The organism is Enterovibrio calviensis DSM 14347 (assembly GCF_000621165.1).
GTDB classification, from domain to species: Bacteria; Pseudomonadota; Gammaproteobacteria; order Enterobacterales; family Vibrionaceae; genus Enterovibrio; species Enterovibrio calviensis.
Window position 1 is genome coordinate 162,794 of the sequence record NZ_JHZA01000008.1, and the last position, 14,476, is coordinate 177,269.

14 protein-coding genes, 3 tRNA genes and 1 riboswitch are annotated in these 14,476 nt (G+C 46.3%); of the genes, 7 read left to right on the forward strand and 10 right to left on the reverse strand.

Annotation, left to right across the window (positions count from 1 at the left end):
* Positions 1-106: 106 nt before the first annotated feature.
* The 5 genes from moaE to moaA form a co-directional block, all read right to left on the reverse strand.
* Positions 107-547 carry a molybdopterin synthase catalytic subunit MoaE gene (gene moaE / locus Q365_RS0107705; RefSeq protein WP_028022798.1) on the reverse strand — a complete coding sequence of 147 codons (441 nt, stop codon included), beginning with the start codon at positions 545-547 and terminating at the stop codon, positions 107-109.
* Positions 548-550: 3 nt separating this feature from the next.
* Entirely contained in the window at positions 551-796 is a 246-nt protein-coding gene (gene moaD, locus Q365_RS0107710) for a molybdopterin synthase sulfur carrier subunit (RefSeq protein WP_028022799.1), read from the reverse strand.
* Positions 793-1,272 carry a cyclic pyranopterin monophosphate synthase MoaC gene (gene moaC / locus Q365_RS0107715; RefSeq protein WP_028022800.1) on the reverse strand — a complete coding sequence of 160 codons (480 nt, stop codon included), beginning with the start codon at positions 1,270-1,272 and terminating at the stop codon, positions 793-795. Before moaC ends, moaD begins: the two co-directional genes overlap by 4 nt.
* 3 nt (positions 1,273-1,275) lie before the next feature.
* Positions 1,276-1,788, reverse strand: a complete 513-nt coding sequence (moaB, locus tag Q365_RS0107720; protein WP_028022801.1) for a molybdenum cofactor biosynthesis protein B — start codon at positions 1,786-1,788, stop codon at positions 1,276-1,278.
* 38 nt (positions 1,789-1,826) lie between these two features.
* A complete protein-coding gene (gene moaA, locus Q365_RS0107725; protein WP_028022802.1) occupies positions 1,827-2,813 on the reverse strand; it encodes a GTP 3',8-cyclase MoaA in 987 nt (328 codons plus the stop codon).
* A riboswitch (molybdenum cofactor riboswitch) is annotated at positions 2,802-2,937 on the reverse strand. It overlaps the preceding gene by 12 nt.
* Positions 2,938-3,476: 539 nt before the next feature.
* Between moaA and Q365_RS0107730 the strand changes: the two genes are divergently transcribed.
* Together Q365_RS0107730 and yvcK are read left to right on the forward strand one after the other, a co-directional pair.
* The gene (locus tag Q365_RS0107730) at positions 3,477-4,043 is read left to right on the forward strand and encodes an LON peptidase substrate-binding domain-containing protein (protein WP_028022803.1); all 567 of its coding nucleotides are present in this window, start codon (positions 3,477-3,479) and stop codon (positions 4,041-4,043) included.
* Between the two features lie 158 nt (positions 4,044-4,201).
* Complete coding sequence (yvcK, locus tag Q365_RS0107735; RefSeq protein ID WP_028022804.1) at positions 4,202-5,095, forward strand: uridine diphosphate-N-acetylglucosamine-binding protein YvcK; 894 nt, start codon at positions 4,202-4,204, stop codon at positions 5,093-5,095.
* On the opposite strand, the gene Q365_RS0107740 is transcribed toward yvcK, so the two are convergent.
* From Q365_RS0107740 to uvrB, 3 genes are all read right to left on the reverse strand, one after another.
* Positions 5,063-5,416 (reverse strand): Hpt domain-containing protein, encoded by a 354-nt coding sequence (locus Q365_RS0107740; RefSeq protein ID WP_028022805.1) that lies wholly within the window; start codon positions 5,414-5,416, stop codon positions 5,063-5,065. The genes yvcK and Q365_RS0107740 overlap by 33 nt on opposite strands.
* 13 nt (positions 5,417-5,429) lie before the next feature.
* Positions 5,430-6,872 (reverse strand): quorum-sensing sigma-54 dependent transcriptional regulator LuxO, encoded by a 1,443-nt coding sequence (luxO, locus tag Q365_RS0107745; RefSeq protein WP_028022806.1) that lies wholly within the window; start codon positions 6,870-6,872, stop codon positions 5,430-5,432.
* 303 nt (positions 6,873-7,175) lie between these two features.
* On the reverse strand, positions 7,176-9,200 hold the full coding sequence (gene uvrB, locus Q365_RS0107750; protein WP_028022807.1) for an excinuclease ABC subunit UvrB: 2,025 nt from the start codon (positions 9,198-9,200) through the stop codon (positions 7,176-7,178).
* A 244-nt stretch (positions 9,201-9,444) separates the two neighbouring features.
* Between uvrB and Q365_RS0107755 the strand changes: the two genes are divergently transcribed.
* Positions 9,445-10,173 (forward strand): SDR family NAD(P)-dependent oxidoreductase, encoded by a 729-nt coding sequence (locus tag Q365_RS0107755; RefSeq protein WP_028022808.1) that lies wholly within the window; start codon positions 9,445-9,447, stop codon positions 10,171-10,173.
* 3 nt (positions 10,174-10,176) lie between these two features.
* Complete coding sequence (locus Q365_RS0107760) at positions 10,177-11,019, forward strand: amidohydrolase family protein (RefSeq protein ID WP_028022809.1); 843 nt, start codon at positions 10,177-10,179, stop codon at positions 11,017-11,019.
* Positions 11,020-11,164: 145 nt separating this feature from the next.
* Here Q365_RS0107760 and Q365_RS0107765 read toward each other — a convergent pair whose 3' ends face one another.
* The gene (locus tag Q365_RS0107765) at positions 11,165-12,340 is read right to left on the reverse strand and encodes a mandelate racemase/muconate lactonizing enzyme family protein (protein WP_028022810.1); all 1,176 of its coding nucleotides are present in this window, start codon (positions 12,338-12,340) and stop codon (positions 11,165-11,167) included.
* Between the two features lie 86 nt (positions 12,341-12,426).
* Positions 12,427-13,194 carry a class II aldolase/adducin family protein gene (locus Q365_RS0107770; RefSeq protein WP_028022811.1) on the reverse strand — a complete coding sequence of 256 codons (768 nt, stop codon included), beginning with the start codon at positions 13,192-13,194 and terminating at the stop codon, positions 12,427-12,429.
* 750 nt (positions 13,195-13,944) lie between these two features.
* On the opposite strand from Q365_RS0107770, the gene Q365_RS0107775 reads away from it, so the two are divergent.
* The 3 genes from Q365_RS0107775 (at position 13,945) to Q365_RS0107785 (ending at position 14,437) form a co-directional block, all read left to right on the forward strand.
* Positions 13,945-14,020: transfer RNA gene (locus tag Q365_RS0107775), tRNA-Asn, on the forward strand.
* Positions 14,021-14,205: 185 nt separating this feature from the next.
* Positions 14,206-14,281: transfer RNA gene (locus Q365_RS0107780), tRNA-Asn, on the forward strand.
* An 80-nt stretch (positions 14,282-14,361) separates the two neighbouring features.
* A tRNA-Asn gene (locus Q365_RS0107785) sits at positions 14,362-14,437 on the forward strand.
* Positions 14,438-14,476: the final 39 nt, after the last annotated feature.

The window sequence follows — 14,476 nt, forward strand, 5'->3', positions numbered from 1 at the left end:
CATCGCGACACAGAGAATAGAACCAAAAAGGGATGCCTCGGCATCCCTTTTTATTTATTCGAGCCTGTAACAGATTCTACGTAACTTTCTAACTTACCAACCGAACTCACCAACGTTTTGCAGCAGCATCATCGCTATCGCGCGCTTCCACCCAACGTTCGTTATCATTCAAGCGTTCTTTCTTCCAAAAAGGAGCCTGTGTTTTTAAATAATCCATGATGAACTCACATGCTTCGAACGCAGCGTTGCGATGGGCGCTTGTAACACCAACAAACACTATCTGATCACCAATGTTCAGTGCACCTACACGGTGAATAACTCGCACATAAGTCAAAGGCCAGCGAGAGTTTGCTTGCTCAACAATGTCGTTGAGCGATTTTTCGGTCATGCCCGGGTAATGTTCTAGCGTCAACCCCGTGACATTGTCACCCAAATTCATATCGCGAACTTTACCGACAAACGTAACGATAGCACCGTCGCTATCGCTGGCATTGAGTCGCTGATATTCATCGGCTATTGAAAAATCATCATGCTGCACTGAAATCATTGACTACCCCCCAGTCACAGGTGGGAAGAAAGCAACCTCATCCCCATCTCTGACAGGTGATGACAAATCAGAAATGGTTTGGTTTATTGCCACCAGCAACTTTCCGGACTCAAGCGCTAATGACCATTTATCGCCTTTGGCCGCAAGGTGCTGACGAATCTCTTCTGCCGAAGAAAACTCAGCATCAAGGGTCACTGAAGCTGTGCCTACAAGTTCTTTCACTTGAGCAAAGAAAAACACTTGGATCATTGTTCCACCTTAAAGTGACCAGACTTTCCGCCTGTCTTTTCCAGCAAACGCACCTGTCCAATCACCATGTCTTTTTGCACAGCTTTACACATATCGTAAATCGTCAGCGCTGCAACAGAGGCTGCGGTTAGCGCTTCCATCTCCACACCGGTTTTACCCGAGAGTTTGCAAAGCGATTCGATACGAACTTGTGAGGTTTCAGGCAACGCTTCGAGAGACACTTCCACTTTGGTAAGCATCAGAGGATGGCACAACGGAATCAAATCCCAAGTACGTTTCGCAGCTTGAATCCCCGCGATACGCGCCGTCGCAAACACATCACCTTTATGGTGTTGGCCTGAAACAATAAGCTCAAGGGTTTCTGGTGCCATATCAATGTAAGCTTCAGCGCGAGCTTCTCGGACGGTCTCCGCTTTACCAGACACATCCACCATATTGGCTTCGCCCGACGCATTAATGTGCGTGAACTGACTCATGACTTATTGACCGAGGTGCGGCATAAAGTTACATGGACGGTGGCTTGCATCTAACTGCTGTTTGATGATGCCATTCCAACCCGTGCGACAAGCGCCCGTAGAACCTGGCATACCGAAGATAACCGTGTGGTTCGCGAAACCCGCAATCGCACGAGATTGAATCGTCGATGTGCCGATTTCTTGGAAAGAAATCGCGCGGAACAACTCACCAAAGCCTTCAACTTCTTTATCGAAAAGCGGTTTAATCGCTTCTGGGGTGCTATCGCGTGAGGTAAAGCCCGTACCGCCAGTGATCATAATCGCTTGAACATTTTGATCAGCAATCCACTGCGAAACAATTGAACGAATTTGATAAATGTCATCAATCACAATTTTTTTATCTGCCAGCGTATGACCCGCTTCTTTCAGCGCATCAACCAGAAACTGACCAGACGTATCATTTTCTTCTGTGCGTGTGTCTGAAACCGTCAGTACGGCAATTTTTGCTGGCGAAAATTCAGTAACAGCGTGACCCATAAAATCTAAACCTCAACGAATAATGTCAATGAACGGTATTAACCGCCGATGGATGCCAGGTGCGGCGTCATGCCGGTATGCCCCTGATCTAGAAAGTGGCTTTCTTTTTTGTGTGAGAGCTGGCCTTGAATACGTGCAATCAAAGCAGCCTCTTGCGAGTCTTCTTGCAGCAAATCACGTAGTTCAACACCGTAATCGCCAAAGAGGCACATGTGGAGTTTACCCAGCGCAGAAACACGTAAGCGATTACAAGAATGACAGAAATCTTTTTTGTACGGCATGATGAGACCAATTTCACCGAGATAGTCAGGGTGACAGTAGACCTCTGCTGGCCCATCACTCGCCTCTCGCACTTTCATACCCCAACCATTAGCAAGCAGATGATTACGAATAGAAACGCCAGATTGATGGTGTTTTTCAAAAAGAGAGTCCATCTCACCTGTTTGCATCAACTCGATAAAACGCAATTGGATAGGACGGCTTTTGATCCAACGTAAAAAAGCGGGTAACTCACCACTGTTTAAGTCTTTCAGCAACACGGCATTGACTTTGACTTGCGAAAATCCCGCATCAAACGCAGCATCGAGCCCTTTCATCACTTGATGAAACTTATTCTCACCCGTGATCTGATGGAACATACGAGGGTCAAGGCTATCGATACTGACATTGATGTTAGTTAGGCCCGCATCTCGCCATTCCTGGGCTTTTTGAGCCAAACGATAACCGTTTGTCGTCATAGCAACTTTCTCGATGCCTGCTTGGGCCGAGATCATCGAAATAATATCAGTGAAGTCTTTTCTTAAGCTGGGTTCACCACCGGTGATACGGACTTTTGATGTTCCGCAATCAGCAAACGCCGCAACCACTCGACGCAACTCATCGAGGGAAAGAAAGCTTGAATTCTTCTGGGTAGGTTTATAACCATCCGGCAAGCAATAGGTGCACCGAAAGTTACACACGTCTGTAATCGACAACCGCAAGTAGTAAAACTTGCGATCGAAAGAATCTTGAAATTGAACAGCCACAAAACACCTTTCCAAATACGGGAGACGGACACATTTCTATGGCCGCCCTGGTGACATAATGTCACGGCCTAGCACCCATATTCAGGTGAACTTAGCGAACTAGGCTTCGGAGTCATTGAAGTAAGAGGCACGTTTTAAACAAAACCTCAAACCAGTAGGGTTAATTTAGCAAACTATGTCATCTATTAACAATAAACGAGGGGCACTTTTGTCTTGAGAAGGCATTTTGATAACTAATTGCTTACCGTCTCAAAACACAAACAGACCTAACACTCAACCTTAAAGCACAATTTGTCTTCGATCTATACACTGGCAGTTTCTATGCCCAAATGAGATGAAGAAGCTTTTTTCCTTCATTGTGATGAACAAGGCTTACACTTTAAGAGTATTGTGCCAGCCAATCGTTAGCATTTTGGTTTTCAAAATTTGCAGTTTTGAAATGCAATTTGCAATGACCACCAGACAAGACGCAGAAACTGGGCGTAGTTTAGTAGGCATTGAATTTGCAGTATGGATTGAAAGACACAGGTATCTAAGTAGTTCCGGTACTTCCCGAGTCAGCCACATATCACTCGGGGTATAAACCAATGACAATAATGCGCAGCATACATAGGCAACTAGCCAACATAACAATCGCTGCAAGCATATGACTGGGAGCTCTCGATGGCAATCACACTACCAATCTTGTTTAATAATCGTCATATCTTACCTTCTGGCCGTCTTCCGCTTCGCGTGGTGCAAGGAGAACAACTCAATACCGTGAAATATGCCATGCAGCACGGTTTGGATCTTGGCGTTTGCATGGATGAAACCAGCCCTATTGGCGCTGGCATCGGAACACGAGTGACGATTGAAGACTTCAACATGGCCAGTGACGATGGCGCTTTGACAATCACCGTATGTGGTCATGAGAGCTTTGTGATTGATAACATCAAAGAAAATGACTCAGGGATATTGGAAGCACAATGCCAGCCTTTACCTAAATGGCCAGAGCGTGCAGTGAGCAACGATGCAGCCCCATTGGCAGAACGACTACAAATCATGTTCGACAGATACCCTGAACTCAGCTCTCTTCACAAGGCGCCAAATTTCGATAACTTGAGCTGGTTGTGCCAACGCTGGTTGGAGCTATTGCCTATTCCAGCCAGTGAGAAGCAGGTGCTAATGGCGGCGAACTCTTGCAGCGATACCGCTGAATATCTTCTGAGCTTGATGAAAGACCCCCACTAAACATCCTCACTTTTCTAGAAAAGATCAGATGAAATCTGGTCTTTTTTTTCGTTTCTCGTGATCTAAAAATCAAAACAATCAATGAAAAGCAGAAGATTGTGACAGTTTTTACGATCTATGCCTTATTATTTCTATATACAACAACAAAAGTAATTGCGATGACGACCAACAAAAACAATCAAACAATCGTAGCTATCGGCGGTGGGCATGGGCTTGGACGTATGCTTTCAGCACTGAGCGAGTACGGGGAAAATGTTACGGGTATTGTCACTACCACTGACAATGGCGGCTCAACAGGCAGAATTCGCGCCTGTCAGGGGGGTATTGCTTGGGGAGACACCCGCAATTGCATCAATCAGCTCATTACTGAGCCCTCCATCGGTTCAATGATTTTCGAGTATCGATTCAAGGGAAATGGCGAGCTAGACGGTCATAACCTAGGGAATCTTATGTTGACTGCGCTTGATAATCTGTCGATTCGACCATTAGAAGCCATCAACCTAATTCGTGACATGCTGAAAGTAACCACTAACATTGTTCCCATGTCTGAGCACCCCGCTGACCTTGCCGCACAAACCAGAGCCGGGGTCGTGATCTCAGGTGAAACTGACGTAGATGATTTGCCCGAGCCACCCGCGAGGCTCATGCTTGATCCCGTTGTTCCAGCAACCAAAGAAGCGGTATCTGCAATCAACGATGCCGATCTGGTGATACTGGGCCCTGGTAGTTTCTTAACCAGCATCATGCCACCTCTTTTACTGCCAGAGATCAGTCGCGCACTCAAGCAAACCCAAGCCAAAGTTGTGTTCGTTCGAAACCTTGGAAAAGAAACAGGACCTGCTGGCGCGATGTCGTTAAAAACGATGCTTTCTTGGTGTGAACGTTCAATGGGAGGCAGAGCGATTGATATTGTTTTGGGCCCAGACTTGGACGACGAACTTGAGGACAGTTATCAGCAGGTGGTTGAGGACCTTGCGTCCGCCAACCACCAGTGGAGGCATGATAGAGACAAGTTGTCTCTATCTATCAAAAAGATCTTGTCTGCTAGCTAACGCCTTGTACTGAGATGCAGTACCTTCAATCATCGATGTCAAGCGAGGCAGTTGCTCATGAACCCATGACTCCTGACCTAGCTTGACACGTGACTCACACTCGCGAGCCAATTCTGCCAGCTCGTCGGCACCAAAACTCGCTGCGCTACTCTTTATTGCATGACTAATTTCACGTACTTGCATCACGCTCGGTGTTTCAGATAATTCATCTGAGTAGCGACTTAATTCATCGCTAAAAACGACCAAAAGCGAAGATACAGTTTCTTCGCCTACTTCTACTGCCAGCCGCCGCAACGTTTCATGGTTCACTATGGACGCCATAAACATTTTCCTTCTATTGAGATTCTTGCCAACTCTGCAGCTTACGATAAATAGTGGATGGACTAACTTCTAAGAGACCAGCAGCTTGCGGGATATTGCCATCACAGGCATCGATCGCAATTTGTATTGCTCGCTTCTCCACCAACCACAAAGGTTCAATGTCCGCTTTGCTTGCGATTCCTTGCTTCAACATTTCAGTCGCCGCTGAGAATCCACCATCATTTACTCGCTCGATTGCTACCTGAGCATTTCTTATAGGAGGCTGTGATGCAATTTTGACACCAGAAACGTGAGACAGCGGTGGGGGTAGCATATTTTCTGTTACTTCTTGCCCACTATGCAGCACAACAGTATTGCGAATAACGTTCTGTAATTGTCTAACGTTGCCAGGCCATTCGTAGTTTAGAAGACGTTGCGTCACCCCTTCGCTAAAGGAGCGGAACTCTTTCCCTTCTTCCATGGCAAACATCAGTAACAACGACTGAGCAATTTCAATGACGTCTTCACCGCGATCTCTAAGTGGCGGCAACCCCAATGGGATGACATGCAAACGGTAATAGAGGTCTTCTCTAAAATTACCTTTTGATACCTCTACCCACGGGTCTCTATTCGTCGCACAAATAAAGCGAACATCTACATGCTTAACTTTGGAAGAGCCTACCTTTTGAAATGAACCCGTTTGAATAAATCGCAGTAGTTTAGATTGGAGATCTAAATCCATTTCGCAGATTTCATCGAGGAACAAGGTACCGCCGTCCGCCAGCTCAGCAGCGCCCTCTCGTTCAGAGGCCGCACCGGTAAACGCACCTTTCATATGACCGAACAATTCACTCTCGATCAAATCTTTAGGAATGGCAGCACAGTTAATGGCAACGAAGGGCTTTTGAGCGCGAGCACTGGCCGCGTGAACAGCCTCTGCACACACTTCTTTCCCTGTGCCGCTTTCACCAGTAATAAATACCGTTGCTTTGCTTGGCGCAGCAGATTCAATCACGCGGTAAACAGCCTGCATGGACAAGCTTTGCCCAATAAATCCGTAATACGAACCCTCTTGGGCGGCACTCGCTGTTTTACTTTTTGGCTTTAGCGCATTATTCACCGTTGCGCGCAGCAACTCGGCTTCACATGGTTTAATTAAAAAATCACTGGCGCCGTAACGCAGCGCTTCTACCGCAGCATCAATAGAGCCATGCGCAGTCATAATGACAACAGGAATTTCCGGTTGATGTTTTCTAATTTCAGCCAACACGTCAAAACCAGAAATATCAGGCAAACGCAGATCCAGTAAGATCAGCGAAAAAGTATGCCCAGAAGAAAAATGTTCTAAAGCCTGTTGGCCTGTAGTTGCTATCTCAACGTCGACATCTAACGGGTTGAGATACGATTTGTATAACGCAGCCACTGATGCGGTATCTTCCACCATCAGAACGCGCTTCTTAGCGCCAGAACCTAGCATTGAACCCCCGCTATAATTCTATAAATTTTTATTAATCTCGAAAATCATGTTTCAAGTATAACGCTGAATTTCAGTAACTAGGCAAAATTGCACGCGTTTTGCATTGCAATTTGCAAAAGAAATTGCAATTGCGCGGCATGGAGTCCGTTGAGTATACCTTCTATAAGTGATTATCAAAGTTGGCATGCTAAATGCTTTAGTTAATTCGACCCTTCTGGGTCACCTAGCCAACTGACGTTGTTTGTGAGCACTTCGTTCACTGAAACAAGATAGCCAACCGACACTTTACGGTTGGCTTTTTTTTTAGCTATTTTGGATAAACAGGGTACGAAGCGTAGATATTTCATCTCGCAGACCCGCAGCAGTTTCAAATTCTAAGTTTTGAGCTGCCTCATACATCTGCGTTTCCAGTTTCTGTATGCGAGCTTCGATCTGCTGAGGCGACTTGCTTTCATACATTGCGTCTTCCTCTGCGACCGCTTTCAACGACGGGGTCACTTTCGGCTTCTGAGATTTACGCTTGCCGCCCATTTCCATGATATCGGAAACTTTTTTGTTGAGCTTTTGCGGCACAATTCCGTGCTCAGTATTATACGCCTCTTGCTTCTCCCGACGGCGCTCGGTTTCATCAATCGCTTTGCGCATTGATTTGGTAATACTATCGCCATAGAGAATCGCTTTACCACTTAAGTTACGCGCGGCGCGTCCGATGGTCTGAATAAGAGACCGCTCTGAACGCAAGAACCCTTCTTTGTCAGCATCCAAAATCGCCACCAAAGAAACTTCTGGCATATCCAGACCTTCTCGAAGCAAGTTAATGCCCACCAGCACATCAAATTCACCCAGTCGAAGATCTCGAATAATCTCAATACGTTCAACGGTGTCGATATCAGAGTGCAAGTACCGAACGCGTACCCCATGTTCTTCAAGGTACTCAGTGAGGTCTTCCGCCATGCGCTTAGTCAGCGTCGTCACTAGCACGCGTTCATTTTTCGTCTCTCGGATACGAATCTCAGAGAGAAGGTCGTCAACTTGCGTCGTAACAGGTCGCACTTCAATAACAGGATCAAGCAGCCCTGTTGGTCGTACAACTTGCTCCGCGATTTCACCGTCTGATTTTTCTATCTCGTAGACACTGGGTGTTGCAGAGACATACACGGTTTGCGGTGCGATCGACTCAAATTCATCAAACTTCAATGGTCGGTTATCAAGTGCGGACGGCAACCTGAAACCATATTCCACGAGGTTTTCTTTTCGAGATCGATCCCCTTTATACATGGCGCCTATCTGAGGCACCGTGACGTGGGATTCATCAATGATCAATAAACCGTCTGCAGGCAAGTAATCAAACAAAGTCGGCGGTGGCTCGCCGTCGTTTCGACCACTCAAGTAGCGAGAGTAGTTTTCGATGCCCGAGCAATAACCAAGCTCTTGCATCATTTCAAGGTCAAACAAAGTGCGCTGCGAAATGCGTTGCTCTTCAATCAGCTTATTGTTTTCCAAAAGCACTTTCTTACGATCCACCAACTCGACTTTGATGTGCTCAATCGCTTCCATGATTCGTTCGCGAGGCGTCACATAGTGCGTTTTGGGGTAGATAGTGCAACGCGGTAAATCGCGTTCAGAAATCGCGCCCGTCAGCGGATCAAAGATGCTGATACATTCCACTTCCCCATCAAACAGTTCAACGCGAATAGCATCTCGATCAGATTCAGCAGGGAAGACATCAATAACCTCTCCACGCACTCGAAATGTACCGCGAGTAAATGCCTGATCGTTGCGACTATATTGGATCTCTGCCAAACGACGCAGGATGCTTCGCTGATCGATCACGTCACCACGGCGCAAGTGAAGCATCATTTTCAAATACGAATTGGGGTCACCCAAACCATAAATGGCGGATACTGAGGCGACGATCACCACATCACGTCGTTCCATCAAGGCCTTGGTGGCAGACAAACGCATTTGTTCGACGTGTTCATTTATCGATGCATCTTTCTCGATAAAGGTATCTGTTGAAGGCACATAGGCTTCTGGCTGGTAATAGTCGTAATAAGAAACAAAATACTCGACAGCATTCTCAGGGAAAAACTCTCGCATCTCCCCATAGAGCTGCGCAGCCAACGTTTTGTTGGGCGCTAGGATCATGGTCGGCCTGCCCGTCTCGGCGATAACATTGGCCATGGTATACGTTTTCCCCGAACCAGTAACACCCAACAATGTTTGGTGTGCTAAACCCGAGTCCAACCCTTCCAATAGTTGGTTAATCGCCGTTGGCTGATCACCCGCAGGTTTGAAAGGCGAATGTAAGTTAAAGGTTTTAACCATGATGCATCCTAGTGATTTCGAACCCTTCATTTTCCCCTCTGATAGCACTAAGTCAACTGACAAAGCACTGACATGCCAATTTCCTACAGGTTTTCTTTTGTTAGGAGCAATGCCTTGAGCCAGTTGACTTCTTTTGTTTACCCGCAGATCATCACGGTCATAGGTTAGAGAAATTACGAGCCATAAATCTTAGGTACCCGTCAGTGCGGGACTATTGATTTCGGCTCACACATCGAGGAATAAAATGAATAAGGTCGCAGTCGTAACAGGTGGATCTGCGGGTATTGGGCTCGCTGTAGTTCAAGGCTTGATTGCAGAAGGTTACAACACCTACAGCTTGGATCTACAACAGGGACCTTCAGGGCATTGGATTGAGTGCAATGTGACAGATACTGACGCAGTACAAACTGCGGTTGACCAGATTGTGGCTGACCATAGCACTATCGATGTGTTGGTATGCAATGCTGGCATTCACTTTAGCTCAACCATTGAAAATACCAGCGAAGCGGATTTAGACCGCGTGTTGGCCATCAATGTGAAAGGGGCCTACTTTGCTATTCGTGCCTGTTTACCTGCAATGAAAGCGGCCAACAAAGGCAGCATTGTCTTGTTAGGCTCGGATCAATGTACCGTCGCGAAACAAAATTCATTTGCCTATAACCTCAGCAAGCATGCCATTGCCTCTATGGCAAAAACCACTGCGCTGGATTACGCGAGCTACAACATTCGCGCGAATGCTGTTTGTGCAGGAACGACAGAGACGCCGCTTTATCACAACGCCATCGACAACTATTGTGCGCGATCAGGAGCAAATAAAGACGAGATTCACCAAGAAGAAGGCAAACTGCAACCACTCGGACGCATCGCGCAACCGGAAGAAATCGCCAATCTCGTTGTTTTCCTTGCCAGCGACAAAGCCAGCTTTATCACAGGAAGCCTGCATGCCGTCGACGGCGGCTACACGGCGCAGTAAGTGATGGAAGTTATTGACGCTCACCTTCATTTGTTCGATTTACAACGCGGACAATATGGCTGGGTACGAGATGGCAATCCGCCCTTCTGGCCTGACAAGTCGATGATTTGTCGAAATTGGTCTGAAGCCAATCTGACGTTATCAAAACCACAGCAGCTTTCTGGGATCGTGCACATCGAAGCGGGATTTGATAATGCGCAACCTTGGCGTGAGATCGCGTGGTTAGAAGAAACCGTTTCTTTGCCACTAAGAACGATTGGCTGTGTTGACCTCACTCTGCCTCGCACTGAGTTTGTTGAACAGGTTTCAGCACTTTGTCTCTACAACTCTGTGGTGGGCGTCAGACACATTCTCGATGACGATGCAGAGGCTTTGCTAAGTGATGAGAATGTACAGGCGAATCTAAAGGTAATTGCAGACGCCAATCTTATCTTTGAAGCCCAGTTCGAGGGGGTAAACACCTCTGCAGTTACTGCACTTCTCTCAGTCATGGAGTCGATCCCTACACTCAGTATTGCCTTTAATCATGCGGGGTTTCCGCCGCAGCACAACGATACATGGGCAAAGAATCTCCAACGTCTTGCGTCAAATCCCAACGTGCATGTTAAAGCGTCAGGTTGGGAGATGGTCGACCGAGCATATGATTCACGAATCATGGCGGAGCGTATTGCACAGCTAATGGCTTACTTTGGGGAAGACAGAGTGATGTTGGCGAGCAACTTTCCACTTTGCCAATTTCGTTCAAGCTATCACGATCTTTGGGCGACATATGGACAACTGTCCATGAGTACAGAAACACGCGAGAAGCTTTGCTTTTCCAATACCCAGCGTTTTTATCGCTTCTAGATCTACCGCTGCTAGTGTCTATTAATCTTTGGTGATGTTTTGCTGCAAGGCACATCTTTAATCGTTTCTTGCCCGAAAAAAAACAACCCGCTAAATACGGGTTGTTTATTCTTGATTCGCTGTTTTGGTATCACATCATGATCAACTATTTGATGACTATACGCGGCGAACGCATTACCACGTCATCATTAAGCTCAATGCCGATACCCGGCGCTTCTGACACTTCAAAGAAACCATTTACAGGCTGTGGGTCCTGAATACATAGTTCGCGATTCCAAGCCTTGATGGCATAAGTGTGATGCTCATGAATAAGGAAGTTCGGAATCGCCGTTTCCAAATGCAATGACGCTGCAGTTGCCACAGGCCCACCACAAACGTGCGCTTGAATACGAACATCAAAGATATCAGCGTAATCACACACCTTTTTCGTTTCGGTGAAGCCACCACACAAACCAATATCTGGCTGCAGTACGTCAACACTCTGATCTTCTAGATACGGTCTTACACCCCAGCGGTTATACAAACGCTCGCCACCGGCGATAGGGACTTTCACTTTGTCCGCTACTTTTGCATGCAAAGAATGGTTCAAGTAGTTGACTGGCTCTTCGTAATACATGCAGTCAAACTCTTCGGCAATCTCGCCTAACTGAATCGCAGTTGTCGCGCCAGGAAGGCTATGGCATTCAAAAATGATATCCACTTCATCGCCAACTGCTTCACGAATGGCCTGCATGCGAGCGCGGTACAGTTTCATTTCTGCACGAGAAATGATCTTTGTACGCTCATAATACGTGTTGCCGTCTTTATCATACATAATCGGGTCGACCTTCACGGCGTCGTACCCTTCAGCAATGGCTTTTAATGCAGCCTCGGCGTATTCCTCAGGACGAGAGAGGGCTTTGAAGTCTTTATCCCAATCAAACTGTAACTGCGAAGCATAAGTGCGAAGCTTGTCATTTACCTTGCCACCCAACAATTGGTAAACAGGTAAGTTCAATGCTTTGCCTTTAATATCCCAAAGCGCAGTATCAATCGCACTCATTGCTGCATAAACCACAGGGCCACCACCAAGCCCCCAGAAGCTCTCTCGTAACATGCGAGACCACAATTTTTCTGTTTGAAACGGGTCATGCCCGATAAGAAAGGCTTCCGCCATTTCTTTCACCATATGCGCCGCAGCACTATGGCCTAAATCGTATGCTAAGCCTGCTTCGCCAACACCACTGATCCCTTCGTCCGTGTGAATTCGCACAAACACCGGATTCCACGTAGGACGGTCTGGGCAATGAATATCAAACACTTCAACTGATGTTACTTTCATCCTTGTACTCCAAATCGGTTTAACACACGTCACCTATATCGATGACGCGCTTTTATTCCATAAAGCTTTCTATTCCATAAAGCTGTCTATTCTATAAAGCTGGGATCGAGACGCCATGCTTTTCGCAAGAGAGAGGGCCAAGCCTTTTGACCTCCCGTTGCGCCTGAATGCACCACGTTCGCCTGTGCAAAAATATTATCTTGAATCGACTGCGGTACAAGAACATTGTCCTTGCCGGCTGACTGCAGCATTAATTGCACTTCACAAGCGCGCTGCATATCGTAAAAACGCATAAATGCATCGCCAACCGTCGGGCCCAGCGTTAAACCACCATGGTTAACCAACAACATATGGTTCGTGTTCCCTAAATCAGCTTGAAGTCGCTTTCTTTCCTCATCATTAACCGCCAGCCCTTCATAGGCGTGATAAGAGAGAGACGGTAACGAAAACATAGAATACTGACTGAGCGGCTGTAGCCCCTCTTTTTGGGTTGCGACGGCAATGGTTTCATTGGTATGCAAGTGAATAACACAATGAGCATCCTGACGCACTTCGTGAATGGCGCTGTGAATCGTAAATCCTGCAGGATTTATGTCGAATGGGGTATCGTCGAGAATGTTGCCGAGAAGATCGACTTTCACCAAGTTTGACGCTGTCACTTCGTCAAACGCCACACCAAATGCATTAACCAGATAAGTATCCGTATCAGGGATACGAAGAGAGAGGTGGGTATAAATCAAATCGCCCCATCCCATATCAGCGACCAAGCGATAACATGCAGCCAAATCGATGCGGCATTGCCACTCAATATCGCTGACTTTTCCCTTTACGTTCAATTTGGGTAAGGCTTCCACAATCTCTTCCTTTTGATAGTCCTTCTTCAATTAGCTTGTCTCATTTGCCGTATCATCGCAAACACCTTACTGAAAATTGTGTGTGCGTTTCAAAACTTGAAAGCTCAAATCCATGTGCACAACTTAATATTGTTCGAACAAGGCAAATAGTTAAGAGTTAATGCCCAACACACTGTCATTACGCGGAATTCCAAGGCTACATCGTTTGGGTTGGTGTTTTTTTCCATCGAAAAGGATCAACTGATGGGGATAAAAGCTGTGATTAACATACTTATCCACAGATTTTGTGGGTAACCTTTGCTAGAGCAATCACTAAAAGCACTTGGTAATGTCAATGTATTTTTAATGAAATACTCCCTTAATCGACCAATCACACACCAAAGTGGCCAATGAGAGGTACATCACAAAGTTTCAAGTCACCCGCAAAGCAATTCACTCATCAATATCGCGACAATTTGAGCATCAAACAAAAAACGATGTGTGTTTTTTGACCAATCTAAGTCGAGTGCTCATTTTGCCCCTAACGATGGCGACCATCAAAAATCAAATGGCATTGCCTCTACACAAATATTTTATTTTTCTCATTCCGCAGATCTAAGCCAAATGCTGCTGCATATATAGCCACTAGAACAAAAAAGCAGCCAACTCTGATCGCACAATAATCAGATGATTTAAAATAGACAATTTGTGCTGTTTCAAAGGTTGACAGCCTCAAGGGTGATAGCTAAGATTCGCCCCGCTTTCAGAGATTCCCCCTTAGTTCAGTTGGTAGAACGGCGGACTGTTAATCCGTATGTCGCAAGTTCAAGTCTTGCAGGGGGAGCCACTTTATAATGATTGGTTCATTGAACGAGTCATTTGGTTTGAGATTATCGCTTCGCGATTTGTCGCAAGCCTAGGCGGCCCCGTTAAGTCTTACAGAGGGCGCCACATTTTAAATGATTGGTTCGTAGAACGAGTCATCGGTTTGAGATTATCGCTACGCGATAGTGAACAAGCCACACAATCTGTTCCCCCTTAGTTCAGTCGGTAGAACGGCGGACTGTTAATCCGTATGTCGCAAGTTCAAGTCTTGCAGGGGGAGCCACTTTTCATGGTTTGTTCTAATAACGAATCATTGGTTTGATGATTATCGCTTTGCGATAGTGAGCAAGCCACACAATCTGTTCCCCCTTAGTTCAGTCGGTAGAACGGCGGACTGTTAATCCGTATGTCGCAAGTTCAAGTCTTGCAGGGGGAGCCACTTTTAGAAAACCTAGTCCTCTGACTAGGTTTTTTTTCG

Excerpts from the sequence above, each read along its gene's own strand:
- moaE (WP_028022798.1), bottom strand. The coding sequence starts at position 547 with ATGATTTCAGTGCAGCATGATGATTTTTCAATAGCCGATGAATATCAG.
- moaD (WP_028022799.1), bottom strand. The coding sequence starts at position 796 with ATGATCCAAGTGTTTTTCTTTGCTCAAGTGAAAGAACTTGTAGGCACA.
- moaC (WP_028022800.1), bottom strand. The coding sequence starts at position 1,272 with ATGAGTCAGTTCACGCACATTAATGCGTCGGGCGAAGCCAATATGGTG.
- moaB (WP_028022801.1), bottom strand. The coding sequence starts at position 1,788 with ATGGGTCACGCTGTTACTGAATTTTCGCCAGCAAAAATTGCCGTACTG.
- Q365_RS0107730 (WP_028022803.1), top strand. The coding sequence starts at position 3,477 with ATGGCAATCACACTACCAATCTTGTTTAATAATCGTCATATCTTACCT.
- yvcK (WP_028022804.1), top strand. The coding sequence starts at position 4,202 with ATGACGACCAACAAAAACAATCAAACAATCGTAGCTATCGGCGGTGGG.
- Q365_RS0107740 (WP_028022805.1), bottom strand. The coding sequence starts at position 5,416 with ATGGCGTCCATAGTGAACCATGAAACGTTGCGGCGGCTGGCAGTAGAA.
- luxO (WP_028022806.1), bottom strand. The coding sequence starts at position 6,872 with ATGCTAGGTTCTGGCGCTAAGAAGCGCGTTCTGATGGTGGAAGATACC.
- uvrB (WP_028022807.1), bottom strand. The coding sequence starts at position 9,200 with ATGGTTAAAACCTTTAACTTACATTCGCCTTTCAAACCTGCGGGTGAT.
- Q365_RS0107755 (WP_028022808.1), top strand. The coding sequence starts at position 9,445 with ATGAATAAGGTCGCAGTCGTAACAGGTGGATCTGCGGGTATTGGGCTC.
- Q365_RS0107760 (WP_028022809.1), top strand. The coding sequence starts at position 10,177 with ATGGAAGTTATTGACGCTCACCTTCATTTGTTCGATTTACAACGCGGA.
- Q365_RS0107765 (WP_028022810.1), bottom strand. The coding sequence starts at position 12,340 with ATGAAAGTAACATCAGTTGAAGTGTTTGATATTCATTGCCCAGACCGT.